This is a genomic window from Nonomuraea rhizosphaerae (assembly GCF_019396405.1).
Lineage (GTDB): Bacteria > Actinomycetota > Actinomycetes > Streptosporangiales > Streptosporangiaceae > Nonomuraea > Nonomuraea rhizosphaerae.
Map to the genome: position 1 here is coordinate 1 of NZ_JAHKRL010000434.1, position 19,837 is coordinate 19,837.

The 19,837-nt window shown below is 70.9% G+C and carries 20 protein-coding genes; 13 read left to right on the plus strand and 7 right to left on the minus strand.

Annotated elements, in window-relative coordinates; translation table 11 throughout:
* Nucleotides 1-330 (minus strand): hypothetical protein (locus tag KME77_RS22290; RefSeq protein ID WP_219470846.1); only part of this gene is annotated, 330 nt, incomplete at its 3' end.
* Nucleotides 331-485: 155 nt separating this feature from the next.
* Nucleotides 486-1,862, minus strand: coding sequence for a DUF4331 domain-containing protein (locus KME77_RS22295; RefSeq protein ID WP_219470848.1), 1,377 nt, complete (start codon nt 1,860-1,862; stop codon nt 486-488).
* A gap of 215 nt (nt 1,863-2,077) precedes the next feature.
* Here KME77_RS22295 and KME77_RS22300 point away from each other — a divergent pair, with 215 nt between their 5' ends.
* The 3 genes from KME77_RS22300 to KME77_RS22310 all read left to right on the plus strand — a co-directional run bounded on the left by KME77_RS22300 (nt 2,078) and on the right by KME77_RS22310 (nt 6,633).
* Nucleotides 2,078-3,790: an ABC transporter ATP-binding protein gene (locus KME77_RS22300; RefSeq protein WP_219470851.1), complete on the plus strand. Its 1,713-nt coding sequence runs from the start codon at nt 2,078-2,080 to the stop codon at nt 3,788-3,790.
* Between the two features lie 66 nt (nt 3,791-3,856).
* The gene (gene hutU, locus KME77_RS22305) at nt 3,857-5,506 is read left to right on the plus strand and encodes a urocanate hydratase (protein WP_219470852.1); all 1,650 of its coding nucleotides are present in this window, start codon (nt 3,857-3,859) and stop codon (nt 5,504-5,506) included.
* A 287-nt stretch (nt 5,507-5,793) separates the two neighbouring features.
* Entirely contained in the window at nt 5,794-6,633 is an 840-nt protein-coding gene (locus tag KME77_RS22310; RefSeq protein ID WP_308250827.1) for a MurR/RpiR family transcriptional regulator, read from the plus strand.
* Here KME77_RS22310 and KME77_RS22315 read toward each other — a convergent pair.
* From KME77_RS22315 to KME77_RS22325, 3 genes are read right to left on the minus strand one after another with little or no spacing between them, the layout of a single operon-like run.
* Nucleotides 6,610-7,356: an ABC transporter permease gene (locus KME77_RS22315; protein WP_219470856.1), complete on the minus strand. Its 747-nt coding sequence runs from the start codon at nt 7,354-7,356 to the stop codon at nt 6,610-6,612. The genes KME77_RS22310 and KME77_RS22315 overlap by 24 nt on opposite strands.
* Nucleotides 7,353-8,306 carry an ATP-binding cassette domain-containing protein gene (locus tag KME77_RS22320; protein WP_219470858.1) on the minus strand — a complete coding sequence of 318 codons (954 nt, stop codon included), beginning with the start codon at nt 8,304-8,306 and terminating at the stop codon, nt 7,353-7,355. The genes KME77_RS22315 and KME77_RS22320 overlap by 4 nt, the downstream gene beginning before the upstream one ends.
* Nucleotides 8,307-8,315: 9 nt before the next feature.
* Nucleotides 8,316-8,846, minus strand: a complete 531-nt coding sequence (locus KME77_RS22325) for a PadR family transcriptional regulator (protein WP_219470860.1) — start codon at nt 8,844-8,846, stop codon at nt 8,316-8,318.
* 55 nt (nt 8,847-8,901) lie between these two features.
* Between KME77_RS22325 and KME77_RS22330 the strand changes: the two genes are divergently transcribed.
* From KME77_RS22330 to KME77_RS22350, 5 genes are all read left to right on the plus strand, one after another.
* A complete protein-coding gene (locus tag KME77_RS22330) occupies nt 8,902-9,588 on the plus strand; it encodes an SDR family oxidoreductase (protein ID WP_219470862.1) in 687 nt (228 codons plus the stop codon).
* Nucleotides 9,589-9,614: 26 nt separating this feature from the next.
* Nucleotides 9,615-10,790: an allantoate amidohydrolase gene (locus KME77_RS22335; RefSeq protein ID WP_219470863.1), complete on the plus strand. Its 1,176-nt coding sequence runs from the start codon at nt 9,615-9,617 to the stop codon at nt 10,788-10,790.
* Nucleotides 10,781-12,103: a formimidoylglutamate deiminase gene (locus KME77_RS22340; protein ID WP_219470866.1), complete on the plus strand. Its 1,323-nt coding sequence runs from the start codon at nt 10,781-10,783 to the stop codon at nt 12,101-12,103. Before KME77_RS22335 ends, KME77_RS22340 begins: the two co-directional genes overlap by 10 nt.
* Nucleotides 12,100-13,287: an imidazolonepropionase gene (hutI, locus tag KME77_RS22345; protein ID WP_219470868.1), complete on the plus strand. Its 1,188-nt coding sequence runs from the start codon at nt 12,100-12,102 to the stop codon at nt 13,285-13,287. The genes KME77_RS22340 and hutI overlap by 4 nt, the downstream gene beginning before the upstream one ends.
* Before the next feature lie 67 nt (nt 13,288-13,354).
* Entirely contained in the window at nt 13,355-14,296 is a 942-nt protein-coding gene (locus tag KME77_RS22350; protein ID WP_219470870.1) for a sigma-70 family RNA polymerase sigma factor, read from the plus strand.
* A 223-nt stretch (nt 14,297-14,519) separates the two neighbouring features.
* Here the strand turns inward: KME77_RS22350 and KME77_RS22355 are convergent, their stop codons facing one another.
* The gene (locus tag KME77_RS22355) at nt 14,520-15,089 is read right to left on the minus strand and encodes a TetR/AcrR family transcriptional regulator (RefSeq protein WP_219470872.1); all 570 of its coding nucleotides are present in this window, start codon (nt 15,087-15,089) and stop codon (nt 14,520-14,522) included.
* 78 nt (nt 15,090-15,167) lie between these two features.
* Here KME77_RS22355 and KME77_RS22360 point away from each other — a divergent pair, with 78 nt between their 5' ends.
* Nucleotides 15,168-15,971 carry an alpha/beta fold hydrolase gene (locus tag KME77_RS22360; RefSeq protein ID WP_219470874.1) on the plus strand — a complete coding sequence of 268 codons (804 nt, stop codon included), beginning with the start codon at nt 15,168-15,170 and terminating at the stop codon, nt 15,969-15,971.
* Between the two features lie 11 nt (nt 15,972-15,982).
* On the plus strand, nt 15,983-16,741 hold the full coding sequence (locus KME77_RS22365; RefSeq protein ID WP_246610485.1) for an MOSC domain-containing protein: 759 nt from the start codon (nt 15,983-15,985) through the stop codon (nt 16,739-16,741).
* 33 nt (nt 16,742-16,774) lie between these two features.
* Here KME77_RS22365 and KME77_RS22370 read toward each other — a convergent pair whose 3' ends face one another.
* A complete protein-coding gene (locus KME77_RS22370; RefSeq protein ID WP_219470878.1) occupies nt 16,775-17,695 on the minus strand; it encodes an ABC transporter substrate-binding protein in 921 nt (306 codons plus the stop codon).
* Nucleotides 17,696-17,885: 190 nt separating this feature from the next.
* On the opposite strand from KME77_RS22370, the gene KME77_RS22375 reads away from it, so the two are divergent.
* The 3 genes from KME77_RS22375 to KME77_RS30390 form a co-directional block, all read left to right on the plus strand.
* Complete coding sequence (locus KME77_RS22375) at nt 17,886-19,205, plus strand: ammonium transporter (RefSeq protein WP_219470880.1); 1,320 nt, start codon at nt 17,886-17,888, stop codon at nt 19,203-19,205.
* Entirely contained in the window at nt 19,202-19,540 is a 339-nt protein-coding gene (locus tag KME77_RS22380) for a P-II family nitrogen regulator (RefSeq protein ID WP_219470882.1), read from the plus strand. Before KME77_RS22375 ends, KME77_RS22380 begins: the two co-directional genes overlap by 4 nt.
* On the plus strand, nt 19,537-19,837 hold a 301-nt coding region (locus KME77_RS30390; protein WP_219470884.1), incomplete at its 3' end, for a nucleotidyltransferase domain-containing protein. The genes KME77_RS22380 and KME77_RS30390, both read left to right, overlap by 4 nt.

The window sequence follows — 19,837 nt, forward strand, 5'->3', positions numbered from 1 at the left end:
GTCGTGGCGGCCGGCGGCCAGCGCCGCCTGGCCGGTCAGCACCGTGTCGTCGGCGGCGTTCAGGCGGGTGGCCGTGGCCAGGGCGCCCTCGGCCTTGGTGTAGTACGACGGGTCGCCGGTGATCCGGGCCTGGTCGACGTACTGGGTGCCGAGCTGGGCCCAGCCGCGGTAGTCGTTCGGCAGGCGCTTGAGCCGCGCCTGGAGGGTCTCGGTGACGGCGGTGGCGGTGGCAGGCTGGGCGGTCTCTTGTGGCGGTGCATAGACGGCGAAGGCCGTGACGGCCAGCGCGCCGGCCACGACGAGGCCACCGGCTATGGCGAGGGATCGCATCCAAGGCTCCGGAGGTGCGCGAAAGGAAACTTTTGATGGCCGGCTGGCCCTGACGGGGGGCACGGCCAGCCGGCCGATGAGCGGCGGGAATCGGGAGACGGGCCCGCCGCGGAGAGGGATCGGCCGGCCGGAGAGTTGACCGGCCGATCCAGGTACTACCGCTGGTTCACAGCCACGTTGCTGGGCAGCGGGATGTACGGGAAGGTCTGGCCGAAGGGCTTGTCGTTCTTGTCGACCTTGTCGGTCAGGCCCGGGGTGAGCTTGCCCGACACCGCGGCGCCGGCCAGCGCCTGCAGCTCGATGTCCACCACGTCGTCGGACAGGCGGCGGCCGTTCGGGAAGCCCTGAAGGTCACCGGCCAGGACGCCGAGACGGTTCGGGTCCTTGGTGGGCGGGATCGACATGTTGAGCCGCAGCATCTCGGCGGGACGCAGCTTGCCCGCGTCCTTGTTGAGGGTCTGCGAGTTCAGGTCGGCCTTGATCGGGCCGTTGCCCTTGGCGATGCCGGTCAGGAAGATCTCGACCAGGTCGGCGCGCGGGGTGGCCGGGGCCTTGATGCCGTAGATGGCCTCCAGGAGCTTGGGCACCTCGGGCTCGGTCACGCGCTTGACCAGGGGCGCCACGTCCGCGTCCTTCTCAGGGGACAGGGCGTTGTAGGCGTCCTTCAGGCCGGCGGGCGAGACGACCTCGTTGACCAGCGGGTTGCACAGGCGCGAGACCTGCACGAAGCCGTTGCCGTTGGACTTGTCGGTGGTCGAGCAGATGCCGATCACCGGGTTGCGCTTGACGTCACCCTTGAGCGCCAGCTCGGAAGCGGGCACCTGGACGGCCAGCGTGTTGACGTTGTAGCCCTTGGTGGTGTCCTGGCCGACCTCGGACAGGTTGCCGCCGTAGAGCAGGTCGAAGACGCGCAGGTCGAGGAAGAACGCCTCGTCCGCCTGGCCGGCGAACGTCTTGCCGCCGCCGGGCAGGCCCTTGATGGACTGCGAGCGCAGCGTGCCGTAGTCGGGCATCGAGGCGGGGCCGACGTTGCTCGGCGCGACGATGCCGTCGGAGACCAGTGTCTTGGTGCCGCTCTCGGTGATCTTCTTGAGCGTGTAGCGCTGGCGGAAGAGCAGGTTCGCGTCGTCCAGCGAGGTGACCGGGCCGTTGTTGTACAGGAACGTGGTGTTGCCGCGCTTGTCCTCGTTGCGGAACGTCCACTGGTAGGTGATGTCGGCCTTGGCGTCGCCGTCGTTGTCGATCTTTATGTTGTAGCGGCCCTTGGTGCCGAACGGGTAGAAGTTCGGGCCGCCGTTGGGCTCCTGGAACGGGATCCAGTTGGCCAGCAGCGTCACCGTGTCGGCCTTGTCGGGGCTGACGAACGCGTAGACGTCGGTGTTGTCGTACAGCGGGTCGCCGGCGATCATCGGGGCCTCGCGGTGCGAGGAAGCGCTGCCGGAGTCCGTGCGGAGCAGGGCGAACGAGGAGGCGGTCAACGCCACCGCTACGCCCAGTCCGACTAGAGCGCGCCGGTTGATCCGGAGCTCCATGTTCGGTCCTTTCGAAGGGGCTGATCGTGATCGAGAGGTTCCGGCCGGGTTCCTCGACGCCCTATTCGTTGCAACTCCGCGAGCGGATGTGTATCTCCTCCCTGAGAATGAGAAGTCAACTGAAGTTGACATACTTAGGTCGTCAATTTATGTTGACGGGTGCGGATCCTGCTCCGTCGAACGTTGAGATGTCGGGATATATCGCGAGAGGAGACATGGTGATCAAAGAGCTGCTCGCCCACGTACGCCCGCACAGGGGCATCCTGGTGCTCGGAGGGTTACTCGGCCTGGTCGGGTCGGCGGCGGGCCTGGCGATGCCGCTGCTGGCCAAGTACGTGGTGGATGCCTTCGGCGAGGATCGGTCGATGGCCGGGCCGCTGATCGCGCTGAGCGTGGCCGTGGTCATCGGGGCGGTGGTCTCGGCGCTGGGCACGTACCTGATGGAGCGCACCGGCGAGGGCATCGTGCTGGGCGCGCGGCGCAGGCTGGTGGACCGGCTGTTCCGCCTCAAGGTGGCCGACGTGGACCGGCTCAAGCCCGGCGACCTGCTGTCGCGGGTGACCGGCGACACGACGCTGCTGCGGGCCGTGCTGACCAACGGGATCGTCAACTCGATCGGCGCGGTGTTCATGCTGGTCGGGGCGATCGTCATGATGGCGACCATGGACGGCGTCCTGCTGCTGGTCACGCTGCTGGTCGTGGTCGTGATCGGCGGCCTGGTCGGGTTGATCATGCCGAGGATCCAGCGGGCGCAGAAGCAGGCCCAGGAGGCCGTGGGCGAGATGGGGGCCGTCCTCGACCGGTCGCTGCAGGCGTACAGGACCGTGAAGGCGAGCGGCGCGGAGGAGCGCGAGATCGCCGTCGTCGGCGACGCCGCCACCCTCGCTCGCGACAAGGGGCTGCAGGTCGCCGGCTGGACGTCGCTGGCCGGGGTGGCGACCTGGATGGCCGTGCAGATCGCGTTCCTGTGCGTGCTGGCCGTGGGCGGGGCCCGGGTCGCCTCCGGGGCGCTGGTGATCTCGTCGCTGATCGCGTTCCTGCTGTACCTGTTCTACCTGGTCGCGCCCATCGGGCAGATCGTCGAGGGCCTCGTGCAGCTCCAGCAGGGGCTGGCCGCGATGAAGCGGATCAAGGAGATCGAGGACCTGCCCGCCGAGCCGGTCAGCGCCGGCTCGGCCGTCGCCGGCTCCGAGCCCGTCGGGATCCGCTTCGAGGACGTGGTCTTCCGGTACGGGGACGACCGGCCGATCGTGCACGACGGGGTCAGCTTCGAGGTGCCGCCCGGCGGGCTGACCGCCCTGGTGGGGCCGTCCGGAGCGGGCAAGTCGACCGTGTTCGCCCTGCTGGAACGCTTCTACGAGCACCAGGACGGCATGATCACCGTGGACGGCCGCGACATCCGCGACTGGCCGCTGGCCGACCTGCGGGCCACGCTCGGCTACGTCGAGCAGGACGCGCCCGTCCTGGCCGGGACGCTGCGCGAGAACCTGCTCTTCGCCGCCCAGGACGCCACCGAGGAGGAGCTGCTGCGCGCCGTCGCCCGCACCCGCCTCGACGACCTGGTCGCCCGGCTGCCCGAGGGACTCGAAACGGCCGTCGGCCACCGGGGCGTGCTCCTGTCCGGCGGTGAGCGCCAGCGCGTGGCCATCGCCAGGGCACTGCTCCGCAAGCCCCGGCTGCTGCTGCTCGACGAGGCGACCTCGCAGCTCGACGCGGTCAACGAGCTGCGGCTGCGCGAGGTCATCGCCGAGGTGGCCGCCGAGACGACCGTGCTGGTCATCGCCCACCGGCTCTCGACGGTGACCAACGCCGACCGGATCGTGGTCATGGAGGCGGGCGGGGTGCGCGCGGTGGGCACGCACGACGAGCTGGTGGGCCGGGACGACCTGTACCGCGAGCTGGCCGCCACGCAGTTCCTGGTCGGCTGAGCCCCGCCTCGTGCCGCGATGTACTCTGCGAGACATACGTGAATGCATCCATTCAGGAGGAGTCGCATGAGCCGCACCGTGCGCGCGCCACGAGGCACGACGATCACCGCGAAGGGCTGGCCGCAGGAGGCCGCGCTGCGCATGCTCCAGAACAACCTGGACCCGGAGGTCGCCGAGCACCCCGAGCAGCTCGTCGTGTACGGCGGCTCCGGCCGGGCGGCGCGCGACTGGCCCTCCTTCGACGCCCTGGTCAGGACGCTCACGACGCTGGAGGGCGACGAGACGCTCCTGGTCCAGTCGGGCCGCCCGGTGGGCGTGTTCCGTACGCACGAGTGGGCGCCCAGGGTGCTCATCGCGAACTCCAACCTGGTGCCCGACTGGGCCAACTGGGAGGAGTTCCGCCGCCTGGAGGCGGCCGGGCTGACCATGTACGGGCAGATGACCGCCGGCTCCTGGATCTACATCGGCACCCAGGGCATCCTCCAGGGCACCTACGAGACGTTCGCGGCCGTGGCCGCCAAGAGGTTCGGCGGCTCGCTGGCCGGGACGATCACGCTCACCGCCGGGCTGGGCGGCATGGGCGGCGCGCAGCCGCTGGCCGTCACCATGAACGGCGGCGTCGCCATCTGCGTCGACTGCGACCCGCGCTCGGTCCGGCGGCGCATCGAGCACCGTTACCTCGACGTCGAGGCCGCGTCGCTGGAGGAGGCACTGCGGCTGGCGTACGAGGCGCGTGACGCCCGCCGGCCGCTGTCCGTCGGCGTGGTGGCCAACGCCGCCGAGGCCCTGCCCGCCCTGCTGGCCCAGGGCGCGGAGATCGACATCGTCACCGACCAGACCTCGGCGCACGACCCGCTGATGTACCTGCCGGTCGGAGTGGCCTTCGAGGACATGGCCGCCTCGCGGGAGAAGGACCCGGCCGGGTTCACCGAGCGGGCCCGCCACTCGATGGCCACGCACGTGGAGGCGATGGTCGGCTTCAAGGACGCCGGGGCCGAGGTGTTCGACTACGGCAACTCGATCAGGGGCGAGGCGCAGCTCGCCGGGTACGGGCGCGCCTTCGACTTCCCCGGCTTCGTGCCCGCCTACATCAGGCCGCTGTTCTGCGAGGGCAAGGGACCGTTCCGGTGGGCGGCCCTGTCCGGCGCGCCCGAGGACATCGCCGCCACCGACCGGGCCATCCTGGAGCTGTTCCCCGAGAACGAGGCGCTGGCCCGGTGGATCCGGCTGGCCGGGGAGAAGGTCGCCTTCCAGGGGCTGCCGGCGCGGATCTGCTGGCTGGGCTACGGCGAGCGGAACGTGGCCGGGGAGCGGTTCAACGACATGGTCGCCTCCGGGGAGCTGCGGGCGCCCGTCGTCATCGGGCGCGACCACCTCGACACCGGCTCCGTCGCCTCCCCGTACCGGGAGACGGAGGGCATGGCCGACGGGTCGGACGCGATCGCCGACTGGCCGCTGCTCAACGCCATGCTGAACACCGCCTCCGGGGCCGCGTGGGTGTCGATCCACCACGGCGGCGGCGTCGGCATCGGCCGCTCGATCCACGCGGGCCAGGTCACGGTGGCCGACGGCACGGCGCTGGCGCGCGAGAAGCTGAGCCGCGTGCTCACCAACGACCCCGGGTCGGGGGTGATGCGGCACGTGGACGCGGGGTACGACGAGGCCGCCGCCGTGGCCGCCGAACGCGGCGTCCGCATCCCGATGCGCGAGTCCTGACCGCCGGACGGCCGGCACCCCGCCGTGGCACGGCACCCCGCCGCACGACGGCCCTCCTGAGAGGGGGCACGTCGTTCGGCGTGAGCGGGCGGCACCCCGCCGTACGGCGGGCTTCCCGGGAGTGAGCGCCGCTTCCGGGGAGAAGTTCCGGGTCGGCAGGGAAGAGAAAGCGGTGCTGATCGGCGCGAACAGGGATGAGAAACCGCACGGGTGGTGTTGGAGGTGGCGTGACGGGCGGATACCACAGGGGACTGGGCGGGCTCCTGGACGGCCGGAGACTCTCTCCCGTGCAGCGGCGGATCGCGCACTACCTGTCCGAGAACCTGGACGAGGCGATCTTCCTGTCGAGCGTCGAGCTGGCCGAGCGGTCCGGGGTGAGCCAGCCGTCGGTGACCAGGTTCGCCATGGTGCTGGGGTTCGCCGGCTATCCGGAGCTGCGGCAGGCGCTGCGCCCGCTGGTGCTCGGCGGCCCGGTGGAGTCGCCGCAGGAGACGCTGCTCCAGGGGGCGATCGACAACGAGATCCGCAACCTGGCGGTGGTCAGGGAGCGGCTGGCCGGCTTCCCGCTGAAGGAGCTGGGGGAGTGGCTGGCCGCCGCCGAGCCGCTGCCGGTGCTGGGGCTGCGGGTCTCGTCCGGGCTGGCGACCACGTTCGCGTACTACGCGCGCCGCGTCCACCCCGACGTGCGGCTGCTGACGCACGGCGGCTCGGAGCTGATCGACGGGCTGCACGCGGCGCGGCGGGCGGGGGCGGAGTGGCTGCTGGCGGTGGTGCTGCCGAGGTACCCGACCGAGGCGATGAACGCCCTGCAATATGCCGAAAAATTGGGACTGAGGGTGGCGGCGCTCTGCGACCGCGCCGACTTCCCCGCCGAGGTGGTGCTGGACGCGCCGGTCGGCGACCGCCTCGTGTTCGACTCGCACGCCGCGCCGCTCGCGCTGGCCATGGCCCTGGTCGAGGCCATGGCCGACGCGGCGCCGCTGCGCACCCAGGCCAGACTGGAGGAGTACGAGCGCATGACGGACGAGACCGGAACGTTCCTGACGACCGACCCTGCCACCCACAGAGACCCCGTCTCCAGAGACCTGGCCGCCCCGGGGGACCTAACCGGCGATCCGGCGCAGTGAGCGCACCGACCACGTGACGGTCAGCGCGGCCAGCGCGAGCATGACGGCGAACGCGATCGGGATCGAGGAGTCGGTCAGATCGCCCGCGAACAGCGCCCGCCCCGCCACCACCGGGTGGTACATCGGGTTGAACAGCGCCACCTTCTGCATCCACTCGGGCGCCAGCGTCATCGGCAGCAGCGCGCCCGACAGCAGCATGATGGGCAGCGCGAAGAACTGCATGATCTGCGCCATGCCGTTCTCGTCGCGCAGCGACAGCGCCAGGCCGTAGCCGATGCCGGAGGCGAACAGGCCGGTCAGGGCGATGAGCACGACCGTGATCGCGAGCCCCGGCAGGCTGGCCCGCATGCCCATGGCCAGCGCGATCACGATCACCACGATCGACTGGAGCACCAGCACGACCCCGTCGCGCAGGGTGCGGCCGAGCACGATCGACGGCCGCCAGGCGGGGCTGACCGCGACGCGCTCCAGCACGCCGCTGCGCAGCTCGTAGATCGTGCCGTAGCCGACGCCGATCGCCCCGAACAGCGCCGTGACCACCAGCATGCCCGGCGCGAAGCTGGTGAGCTGCTCGGAGGTCGGCTGCCGGGAGGCTCCGGCCACGAGCGGGCCGAACAGCAGCAGGTACACTACCGGCTGCACGATGCCGAACAGCGGCCAGATCGGGTTCCTGAACGTGTTGCGCAGCTCGTACACCAGGAAGAGCGAGGTGTGGCGGATCATGCGGCGGCTCCGGTGTCGCGCAGGGACCGGCCGGTCTTGGCCAGGAAGACGTCGTCGAGCGTGGAGCGGTCGAGCGCGATCGAGGTGAGGCTCAGCGCCCGCTCCTCCAGCGCGCGCAGCAGGGCGGGCAGCGTGTGCTCGCCGTCGTCCACGTAGACGCGCAGCAGGTCGTCGTCCACGCGGACCTCACGCGCGTACGGCTTGAGCGTGTCGGCGGCGCGCTCGGGCTCGGCCACCCGGAGCGTGACGACGTCGCCGGAGACCTCGCGCTTGAGCTCGCCCGGCGTGCCCTGGGCCACGACCCGGCCGTGGTCGACGATCACCAGCCGGTCGCACAGCGCGTCGGCCTCGTCGAGGTAGTGGGTGCTGAGCAGCACGCTGGTGCCCAGCTCGCGCAGCTGCCTGATGCGGTCCCAGAGGTTCGCCCGGTTCTGCGGGTCGAGGCCGGTGGTGGGCTCGTCGAGGAAGAGCAGCGGCGGGGCGTGCACCAGGCCGAGCGCGATGGCGACGCGGCGCTTCTGGCCGCCGGAGAGCGTACGGCCCGGACGGTCGGCCATCTCCGTCAGGTCGAACCGGTCGAGCACGCCGGCCGTGGCGGCGGCCGGGTCGGGGACGTTGTGGATCTTCGCCGCCATGACGATCTGCGCGCGGGGGGTGGTGTTCTCCTCCACCCCGCCGGCCTGGCTGACGTACCCGAGGTTGCGGCGGACCGCTCCCGGGGACCTGAGCAGGTCGTGCCCGGCGACGGTGGCGGTGCCCGCGTCCGGGGTGATCAGCGTGGCGAGCATCCTGATCGTGGTGGTCTTGCCCGCGCCGTTCGGGCCGAGGACGCCGAAGATCTCGCCCTTCTCCACCTCGAGGTCCACGCCTCTGACCGCCTCGACGGTCTGGGCGCCCTTTCTGCTCCTTGTCGTGAAGGTCTTGCGTAACTCGTGCGCACTGATGATCATGGTGGCTCCTCAGGGGAGGTCGTCTGCTTCGACCTTGCCGACGGCCTTCTCCGCCCACGCGAGCTGGGCGGCGAACATGTCGGTGGTCAGCCGGAGGTTCTCGTCGATGTGCCTGGGCGCGCCGTAGCGCTGCTTGGCGCCGTAGACGCTCTCCATCGTCTCGATGGACGTCCTGAGCTGCCTGATCCTGCCGTTGAGAGCTTCGAGGAGCTCCTGCTTCGACAGGCGGTCCATGAACGTGAGCGCCACCTGGAAGGGGTCGACGATGGGCTTGACGTCGTACCAGAACTGCAGCAGCAGCCGGTAGAACTCCTGGCGGCCCGCCTCGGTGATCTCGTAGACCGTCTTGCCGCCCTTGCCGCTCTCCACCACCTCCAGCAGGCCCTCGTCGGCCATCTTGCCCAGCCCGTGGTAGATCGAGCCGAACGCGACGTTCGCCCAGGCCTCGGCGCCCCACACCTCCAGCCGCCTGCGCACTTGGTAACCGTTCATGGGCTCGTCGAGCAGACAGCCGAGGATCAGGACACGCGTCGAGGACATGCTCAAGTTTGTACTCAAATTTGAGTAAGTGTCAACCGGTCGTAGGGTGGCACCCATGACTGAACGACCGACCGCGCTGGTCACCGGCGCTTCCCGGGGCATCGGCGAGGCCATCGCGAGGGCCCTGGGGGACACACATCACGTCATCCTCGGCGGACGCGACGACAACGCCCTGGCCGCGGTGGTGGCCGACCTGCCGCACGCGCAGACCTGGCCCGTCGAGCTGACCGAGATCACCGAGGCCGACGTGGCCGGGTTCGACCGGATCGACGTGCTCGTGCACAACGCGGGCATCGGCCCGCTCGGCCGGATCGAGGAGCTGAGCGCCGACGTGTGGCGCGACACGATGGAGCTGAACGTGATCGCCGTCGCCGAGCTGACCAGGCTGCTGCTGCCCGCGCTCCGGCGGGCGCGCGGCCACGTGGTCTGCGTCAACAGCGGCTCCGGGCTGCGCGCGAACCCGGGGTGGGGGTCGTACGCGGCCAGCAAGTTCGCGCTGCGGGCCTTCGCCGACGCCCTGCGGCAGGAGGAGCCGGAGCTCCGGGTGACGACCGTCTTCCCCGGCAGGGCGGCCACCGACATGCAGCGGCGCGTGCGCGAGCACGAGGGCGGCGACTTCGAGCCGGGCAACTACCTGCGGCCCGAGTCCGTCGGGCGGGCGGTGCTGGCCGCCGTCAACGCCGGGCCCGACGCCCATCTGACCGAGCTGACCCTGCGCCCCAGCGCGGGGCCCGTCAACTGAATGGGTTCATTCACTACAGTGGGCCCATGCTTGACGAACTCTCGCACATCGGACGTGACCCCGCGACGAACGGCTACATCAGGGACGCCTGGTCGGTCTCCGACCTGGAGCTGCGGGAGTGGTTCCGCGGCGAGGCCGCCAGGCGGGGGCTCGACCTGCGCGAAGACCGCAACGGCAACCTCTGGGCGTGGTGGGGCGACCCGTCGCGGGCTCCCGGCGTGGCCACGGGCAGCCACCTGGACTCGGTGCGGCAGGGCGGCGCGTACGACGGCCCGTTGGGGGTGGTGTCGGCCTTCGCCGCCCTCGATGTCCTGAAAAATCGGGACTTCAGGCCGGGGCGGCCGCTCGGCGTCGCCTGCTTCACCGACGAGGAGGGCGCCCGGTTCGGCGTGCCGTGCGTGGGCTCGCGGCTGCTGACCGGCGTCCTGACGCCCGAACGGGCGCTCGCCCTCACCGACGACGACGGCGACACGCTGGCCGACGTCCTGACCAGGGCCGGACGCTCACCGCGGGCGCTCGGGCGCGACGACGAGACGCTCGGTCACGTCGCCGTCTTCGTCGAGCTGCACGTGGAGCAGGGGCGCGGGCTGGTCGACCTCGGCCGTCCGGTGGGGGTGGCGAGCGCGATCCGGCCGCACGGGCGGTGGCGGTTCGACTTCCGCGGCCAGGCCAACCACGCGGGCACCACCCGGCTGGAGGACCGCGACGACCCGATGCTGCCGTTCGCGCGCATGGTGCTGGCCGCCCGCGAGAGCGCCGCCAAGCACGGGATCGTGGCCACCGTCGGCAGGACGCGGGTCTCGCCGGGCAACGCGAACGCGGTGCCGGGGCTCGTGTCGGCCTGGCTCGACGCGCGCGGCGCCCGCGAGGAGGACGTGCGGGCGGCGGTGGCCGAGCTGGGCGACCTGGCCGAGGGGGCGCGGGTCAGCGAGGAGTCCTGGACGCCGGTCGTGGACTTCGACGTCACGCTGAGGGACCGCGTCGCCGCCGTCGCGGGATCCGAGGAGGAGCCGTCACCGGTCCTGCCGACCGGGGCCGGGCACGACGCGGGGATCCTCGCCTCGGCGGGCGTGCCGAGCGCGATGTTGTTCGTCCGCAACCCCACCGGCGTGTCGCACTCACCGGCCGAGCACGCCGAGCGGGCGGACTGCGAGGCCGGCGTCGTCGCCCTGGCGAGCGTGCTGGAGGACCTGTGCCGGTGACCTTCTGGTGCGAACAAGCCTGGCTGCCCGAGGGGGTGGCCCAGAGCGTGCTCGTCGAGGTGGACGGAACGCGCATAACCGGCGTCACTCAGGGCGAGCCCGGCGACGCCGAACGTCTGCCCGGCCTGACCCTCCCCGGCCTGGCCAACGCCCACTCGCACGCCTTCCACCGGGCCCTGCGCGGCGCGACGCAGGCCGGCGCCGGCGACTTCTGGACCTGGCGCGAGCGCATGTACGAGGTGGCCGCGGCGCTCGACCCCGGCACCTACCTCACCCTGGCCAGGGCCGTGTACGCCGAGATGGTGCTGGCCGGGGTCACCTGCGTGGGCGAGTTCCACTACCTGCACCACGCGCCGGACGGCCGCCCGTACCAGGACCCGAACGCGATGGGCCACGCGCTCGTCCAGGCCGCCCGCGAGGCGGGGCTGCGCATCGCGCTGCTGGACACGTGCTACCTGACCGGCGGCGTCGGCACGGCGCCGGCGGGGGCGCAGACGCGTTTCGGCGACGGCGACGCCGACCGGTGGGCGAGCCGGGCCGATGACCTGGCCACCGCGTACGAGGGGCAGCCCGACGTGGAGATCGGCGCGGCCGTCCACTCGGTGCGCGCCGTGCCGCCCGAGCAGATGCCGGTGGTGGCCGAGTTCTCCCGCCGCCATGCCGCGCCGCTGCACGCGCACGTCTCCGAGCAGCGGGCCGAGAACGCGGCCTGCGTGGAGATGTACGCGGCCACGCCGGTCCAGGTGCTGCACGAGCGCGGGGTGCTCGGGCCGCGCTCCACCGCCGTGCACGCCACCCACCTCAGCGACGTGGACATCGAGCTGCTGGCCGCGTCCGGCACCCACGTCTGCATGTGCCCCACCACCGAACGCGACCTGGCCGACGGCATCGGCCCCGCCAGAACGCTGTTCGACCACGGCGCGCCGATCACGCTCGGCTCCGACAGTCACGCGATCATCGACCTGTTCGAGGAGGCGCGGGCGGTCGAGCTGGACGAGCGGCTGGCCACCGGCGAACGCGGCCACTGGCGCGCCGCCGAGCTGATGACCGCCGCCACGGTCGCCGGCCACCTCTCGCTGGGCTTCCCGGACGCCGGGCTGCTGGTGCCCGGGGCGTGGGCCGACCTGGTGTCGGTGCGGATGGACACCGTGCGCACGGCGGGGGCGCACGGGCTGGAGGCGGCGGTGTTCGCGGCGACGGCGGCCGACGTGCACTCGGTGATCTCCGGCGGCCGGCGGGTGGTGACGGATGGACGTCACGAACTGGGAGACATCGGGGCCATGCTGGCCGAGGCGATTGGACGGGTGCGATGACGGCGGTGCTGTTCGACGGGATCGGTTCGCTCTACACGGGGGACGAGGAGAACGAGGAGGTCGTCGCGGACGCGGCCCTGGTCGCCCAGGACGGCCTGGTCGCCTGGATCGGTCCCGCGGGGCGGGCGCCGCAGGCGGACGAGCGGGTGGACGTCCAGGGCGGGGCCGTCGTCCCGGGGTTCGTGGACAGCCACGCGCACCTGGTGTTCGCCGGGGACAGGACGGCCGAGTTCGAGGCCCGCATGTCCGGCGAGCCGTACACGGGGGGCGGCATCAGGACCACTGTCGCCGCCACCCGCCGCGCCTCCGACGCCGAGCTGGCCACCAGGGCGGCGTCCCTGGTGGCGGAGATGCGCGCGCAGGGCACCACCACCTTGGAGATCAAGAGCGGCTACGGGCTGAGCGTCGAGGACGAGCGGCGCTCGCTGGAGATCGCCACCTCGCTCACCGACGAGACCACCTTCCTCGGGGCGCACGTCGTGCCCGAGGGTGTGACGGCCGACGACTACGTGCGGCTGCTCACGGGCGAGATGCTGCGGGCCTGCGCGCCGTACGCCAAGTGGGTGGACGTCTTCTGCGAGCGCGGCGCGTTCGACGGCGACCAGACCAGGGCGGTGCTGGAGGCGGGCGTCAAGGCGGGGCTCCAGGCCAGGGTGCACGCCAACCAGCTCGGCGAGGGGCCGGGCGTGCGGATCGCCTGCGAGCTGGGCGCCGCCTCCGCCGACCACTGCACGCACCTGTCGCCGGCCGACGTGGACGCGCTGGCCGGCTCCGGCACGGTGGCGACGCTGCTGCCGGGGGCGGAGTTCTCGACGCGGTCGCCGTACCCTGACGCCAGGAGGCTGCTCGACGCCGGGGTGAGCGTCGCGCTGGCCACCGACTGCAACCCGGGCTCGTCGTTCACCTCCTCGATGCCGTTCTGCGTCGCGCTCGCCGTACGGGAGATGCGGATGACTCCGCTGGAGGCGATCAGGGCCGCGACCCGGGGCGGGGCACGCGCTTTGCGGCGTACGGACGTAGGCTGGCTGAGGGTGGGAGCGCGCGCGGACCTCGTCGTGCTGAAGGCTCCTTCTTACGTGCATCTCGCGTATCGACCCGGTGTACCCCTCGTCCACCAGGTGTTTCTCGGCGGTCTCCTCCTTGAGGAGGACATCCAGAACCGTCCCTCAGGCGTAGTGCTTTAGGGAATCTTTGCTTCTGGCCGGACGTTGGCCGGGTATAGAACGCAGCTGCGGAACGAGGTGCCTGGGGATGGCAAGGCCTACGGGGAGTCGCACGCAGGAGCAGCACGTCGCTGATCGCGATCTGCTGGGGACCTACCTGGCGGAGATCGGCAGGGTCCCGCTGCTCACGGCGGAGGAAGAGGTGGAGCTCGCCAAGCGCATCGAGGCGGGCCTCTTCGCCGAGCAGCTGCTCGACAGCGGGGGCTCGGAGCCGCGCATCGGGGATGCGGCGGATGAGGAGCTGGAGCGCGTCGCGATCTCCGGCCGGCGGGCGAAGGACGAGTTCATCCAGGCGAACCTGCGCCTGGTGGTGGCCGTCGCCCGTAAATATTCAGGGCGGGGCATGCCGCTGATCGACCTGGTCCAGGAGGGGAACCTGGGGCTGGTCCGCGCGGTGGAGAAGTTCGACTACAAGCGGGGGTACAAGTTCTCGACCTACGCCACGTGGTGGATCAGGCAGTCCGTGGGGCGCGCCATCCACGAGCAGGCGCGGCCGGTGCGGCTGCCCACGCACGCGGGCGAGCAGATGACCCGGCTGATGCGGGTGCGGCGCGACATGCTGGCGGAGTTCGACGCCGAGCCGACCGACGACGACCTCGCCGGGATCCTCGACCTGCCGATCGAGCGCGTACGGGAGCTGCGCCGCTGGGCCTCCGACCCGGTGTCGCTGCAGCTCGGCGTGGGCGACGAGGACGAGACCGAGCTGGGTGACATGATCGCCGACGAGACGTGGGCGGACCCGGAGCAGCAGGCGATCGACATCCTGGAGCGCGAGCGGCTCGACCAGTGGCTGACGGGGCTGGAGGGCGACACCCGGGAGATGCTGCGCTGGCGCTACGGGCTGGTGGACGGCCGCGAGCACACGCTCACCGAGGTGGGGGAGCGGTACGGGATCGGCCGCGACCGAGCCCGCCGTATCGAGCGCGACGCTCTGGCGCGTCTCCGCAAGATGGCCACCGCGGCGGCCTGACCGCTTTTACGAGGCTTTTTTACGGCCGGCAGGGGGCACCCCCAGTCGCCATACGGGGCTGGGGGCTGTCCAGGGGCACGCTCCTCCGGTGATGCGGGGCTGGGCGCCGTGACGTGCGGGGTCGCTGGGTGGTTACCGTTGATCGGCTGGGCTTCGTGAACGTTGCGCCGGCCTCCGCCGCACCACTTCTCGCCGACCCGGCGCGGGGAGGAGGGGCGGTGGGTCAGGGGCGGCGGAGCATGCGGTCGATGAACTCCTCCAGGGCCGCTTCGGCCGTCTCCCTGTCGCCGCCCCTTGCCACCAGGAGGGCCGTCTCGTTGATGGCGGCCAGAAGCATGTGCGCGTACAGGTCGACGAACTCGGCCGGGACCGCCCGCGTCGACTCCAGCGCGAACTTCAGCCCGCCGAACGAGTAGCGCTCCTCCATGGCCCGCCACGCCTCCCAGCCCAGCACGGACGGCGCGTCGATGAGGATGATGCGCTGGATCACGGGGTCGCCGGCCAGCTTGATCCAGGTCGAGGTCCCTTTCTTGAGCACCTCGATCGGGTCGGTGAGCCCTTTGACCTCCTCCAGGATGGCCGCGCCGACGGCCGCCTCCGCCGCCTCCAGCACCGCCTCGAACAGGGCGTCCTTGCCCGCGAAGTGGTGGTAGAGCGCGCCCCTGCTCAGGCCTGACTCCTGCAGCACCGCCTCGATCGAGGTGCCGTCGTAGCCGTGCTCGGCGAACAGCCGCGTGGCGATCCCGACCAGTTGCTCGCGGGTGGCCGCGCCGCGTTCCGCCTTGAGGTTCATGGTCCCACTCTAGACAAACCGACAATCAGTCGGTAATTTCGGAGACCGACAGTCGGTTTGTAATCCGAGGGAGTGGTCATGGAAGGCATCAGTTACGTCGACGAGGGCGAGGGGCCGGTCGCGCTGTTCGTGCACGGTGTCGGCACCAGCTCCTACCTGTGGCGCAACGTCATCGCCGAGCTGCGCGGCGAGCGCAGGTGCGTCGCGATCGACCTGCCGCTGCACGGCGGCAGCGCCTCGCGCGAGGACCTGTCGATCCCCGCCCTCGCCGAGTCGATCGAGGAGCTGTGCGAGGGGCTCGGCCTGGACCAGGTGGACCTGGTGGCCAACGACACGGGCGGGGCCGCCGCGCAGGTGTTCGCCGTACGCCACACGAAGCGGCTGCGCTCGCTCACGCTCACCAACTGCGACGTGCACACCAACACGCCGCCGGAGGCGTTCAAGGCCACGGTCGAGCTGGCGAAGACGGGGCAGCTCGCCGGCCTGACGGCGACCCTGCTGGACCAGCCGGAGCTGCTGGCGCAGACGGCGTTCGGCGACGGGTACCAGCGCATGGACGACCCCGCCGACCTGGTCGCCCACTTCATCCGCCCGATCCTCGACAAGCCGGACGGGCCGAAGGCGTTCGAGCGGCTGCTCGCCTCGATCGACGCCAAGTACATGGTGGAGATCGAGCCACAGCTCACCGTCCTCGCGGTGCCGACACTGGTGGTGTGGGGGAACGACGACCCCTTCTTCGGCATCGAGTGGGCGCACTGGCTGCGCGACACGATCCCGGGCGTCAAGGAGGTCGTGGAGATCGAGGGCGGCAAGCTGTTCTTCCCGGACGAGCGGGCCGGTGACCTGGTCCCGCATCTGCGCCGGTTCTGGGGCTCGATCTAGTATCGAGTCCCATGTGGGTCGAGACGCTGTGGCGCTATCCGGTCAAGTCGATGCTCGGCGAGGAGGTCGCCGGCAGCGACGTCACCGAACGGGGGCTGGCCGGAGACAGGGCCAGAGCGGTGCTCGACGTGGCGACGGGGAAGATCGCCAGCGCGAAGAACCCGAGGCTCTGGCGGGGCCTGCTGACGATCGAGGGCAGCCGGGTCCCGGATGAGGCGGAGCTGTCGAAGCTGCTCGGCCGCGAGGTGCGGCTGGTGGACGTGCCGCCCGAGGGCGCCGAGCTGGAGCGGTCGGTGCCGGAGGAGGTGCTGGCCCGGGGGCTGGAGGCGGAGGTCCCGTTCACGATCTCGCACCTGGGCGGGGCGGCGCCGGAGGGGACGTTCTTCGACTTCGCCCCCCTCCACCTGATCACCACCGCGACCTTGGCCAGGATCGGGGAGCTCAGCCCGCGCGGCACCGTCGAAGTCCTCCGCTACCGGCCCAATCTCGTGATCGGGACCGAGGCGGAGGGCTTCGTGGAGAACGACTGGGCCGGCAGGCGGCTGCACGTCGGCGACGCCGAGCTGGAGGTGCTGGTCCCCACCCCCCGGTGCGCGATACCGACGCTCGCGCACGGCCGCTTCGCCCGCGACACCGAGGCGCTGCGCACGCCGGCCCGCCACAACCGGGTGCGGGTCTTCGACATGGGGGAGCAGCCGTGCGCCGGCGTCTACGCCCGGGTCGTGCGCCCCGGCAGGGTCGAGAAGGGCGCCCCCGTACGGCTCGGGTGAGCGGACGGAGGCGCGACGGACCGGAGGCCCGGCTCAGGTGAGCGGGGCCAGGTGCTTGTCCAGGTCGTCGAGGATCTTCCCGGCGGCCGTGACGCCGATCCCCAGCATCCAGATCTCGTCGTCCACGTTGTGGGCGTTGCCCGACCTGACCGCCTTGAGGTTCTTCCACAGCGGCCCGCCCGTCACCGACGCCTGACTCTTGGCGGCGGCCTCCCCGTACGCGCTGTAGAAGATCGCGTCCGCGTCGGCCTGGGCGATGTTCTCCTGGCTCAGCTTGCCGAAGCGCTTGTCCTGCTGCGCCGCCAGTCGCTGCGCCTCGGGCCGGGGGATGCCCGCGTCGCCGACGACGACGCCGCTGAACGACTCGGGGCCGTACATGCGGATCTCGGTCGGCATGAAACGGACGATGCCCACCTTCAGCGCGTCGTACTTGGCGCCGACCTGCTTCGCCCGCGCCTCGTAGTCCGACAGCAGCTTCGCGGCCTGGTCCTTCTTGCCGAGGGCCTCGGCGTCGAGCAGGAAGTTCTGCTTCCAGGTGACGCCCACCTTCTCGGTGAACACGGTCGGCGCGATCTTGCTGAGCTTGTCGTAGAAGGCCGCCTGGCGGAACTTGGAGCCGAGGATGAGGTCCGGCTTGAGCGCCATGATCGCCTCCAGGTTGAGCTGCTGGAGAGTGCCGACCGGTTTGGTCGCCGACAGCGCGGAGCCGAGGTAGGCGGGCCACGACTGGCTCTCCTGCGCCTGCGCCGCGCCGACGGGCGTCATGCCCAGCGTGACCATCGTGTCCAGCTTGTCGGTGTCGAGGACGATGATCCGTCGCGGGGTCATCGGCACCTTCGTCTCACCCATGGCGTGCTTGACGGTCCTGGTCGGACCCTCCTGCCCCGACGACGTGGTGGTGGTGCCGCAGGCGGCGAGTACGGACAGGCAGAGCAACAGGGCCGGCAGGCGCATACGAGATTCCTTGATCGTTTCAAGTTAGGCAACCCTAAGTCTATGCCCGAAAAAACCGTGTGAGCAGTCCGAAACATGGGCGAAACACCAGTACGGCGAGATTCACGAACGTGAAACACACCTGGTCGAGCCACGAAACCGTGGGCGAACACGCTGTGCGCACAACGTCATATGTAAGGAGGGTCGCGTCGTGAAGATCGATAGCGGCACGACAGCCTGGATGCTCGCGGCCACCGCGCTGGTGCTGCTGATGACACCAGGACTCGCGTTCTTCTACGGTGGCATGACCAGGGCCAAGAGCGTCCTGAACATGATGATGATGTCGTTCGTCAGCATCATCACGGTCACCATCGCCTGGGTTCTCTACGGCCACTCGCTCACGTTCACCGACAACGGCATGTCCTGGCTCAACAACTTCGTCGGTGGCCTCGATGCCCTGGGGCTGCAGAGCCTGGTCGACACGGCCACCAAGGACGACGGGACGGGCATGCCCAGCCTGGTCTTCTCGGCCTTCCAGCTGACGTTCGCCATCATCACGGTCGCCCTGATCAGCGGCGCCATCGCCGACCGGGCCAAGTTCGGGGCGTGGGTGCTGTTCAGCTTCGTCTGGGCGAGCATCGTCTACTTCCCCATCGCCCACTGGGTGTGGGGCACGGGCTGGCTGAACACCCTCGGCATCGAGGACTTCGCCGGCGGCACGGTCGTCCACATCAACGCCGGCGCCGCGGCGCTGGCCCTGGCCCTCGTGCTGGGCAAGCGGCAGGGCTGGCGCAAGGAGCCGATGCGGCCGCACAACCTGACGCTCGTCCTGCTGGGCGTCGGCCTGCTGTGGTTCGGCTGGTTCGGCTTCAACGCCGGCTCCGAGCTGGCGGTCGACGGCACGGCCGGTCTGGCGTTCATGAACACCCAGATCGCCACCGCCGTCGCGGCCGGCGCCTGGATCGTGGTGGAGAAGCTGCGCGACGGCCACGCCACCAGCCTCGGCGTCGCCTCCGGCGCGGTCGCCGGTCTGGTCGCCATCACCCCCGCCTGCGGGTTCATCGACCCCTGGGCCGCGATGCTGCTCGGCCTGATCGCCGGCGCGGTCTGCGCGTACGCGGTGGGCCTGAAGTACAAGTTCAACTTCGACGACTCGCTCGACGTCGTCGGCGTCCACCTGGTGGGCGGCGTGATCGGCGCCGTGTCGCTGGGCTTCCTGGCCGTGTACCCCTTCCTGGACCAGCAGAACAAGGGCCTCTTCTACGGCGGCGGCCTGACCCAGCTCGGCCTGCAGGTGCTCGGACCGATCGCGGTCGGCGGCTACTCCTTCGTCATCACCTGGGTCATCGGTAAGATCATCGACAAGACGATGGGCTTCCGGATCCCGGTCGAGGACGAGGTCGCCGGCATCGACGTCACCTCCCACGCCGAGACGGGATACGACCTCGGCACGGTCTACGCCTCCGGCGTGGCGTCCCCGTCCCCCAACGGCCCCGCGGTCACTCCGGCACCCAAGAAGGTGGAAGCATGAGGCTCATCACCGCCGTCATCAAGCCCTTCAAGCTCGACGACGTCAAGGCGGCCCTGGAACAGTTCGGCATCAAGGGCATGACGGTCAGCGAGGCGAGCGGCTACGGCCGCCAGCGCGGCCACACCGAGGTCTACCGCGGCGCCGAGTACCAGGTCGACCTGGTCCCCAAGGTGCGCCTGGAGGTGCTGACCGAGGAGGAGGACGCCGAGGACGTCATCGACGTCATCGTCAAGGCGGCCCAGACCGGCAAGATCGGCGACGGCAAGGTGTGGTCGGTCCCGGTCGACACGGTGATCCGGGTCCGCACCGGTGAGCGAGGTCCTGAGGCCCTGTGAGGGGTGAGGCTCGTACCTACTCCGCGGCCCGCAAGGAGCGGGCCGCGGACACCGACAGGTGGCTGAAGGACCTCTTCCGCACGGCGAGCGACGGTGAGCACGTCTCACTGATCGCCGTCGGCAGCCTGGGGCGCGGCGAACTCGCCCCGGGCAGCGACCTCGACCTCGTCCTCCTGCACAACGGCAGGGACGACGTGGCGAGGATCGCCGACCGCATCTGGTACCCGATCTGGGACTCCGCCGTCGGCCTCGACCACTCGGTGCGCACCGTGGAGAACGTCATGGCGGAGCCGTCGG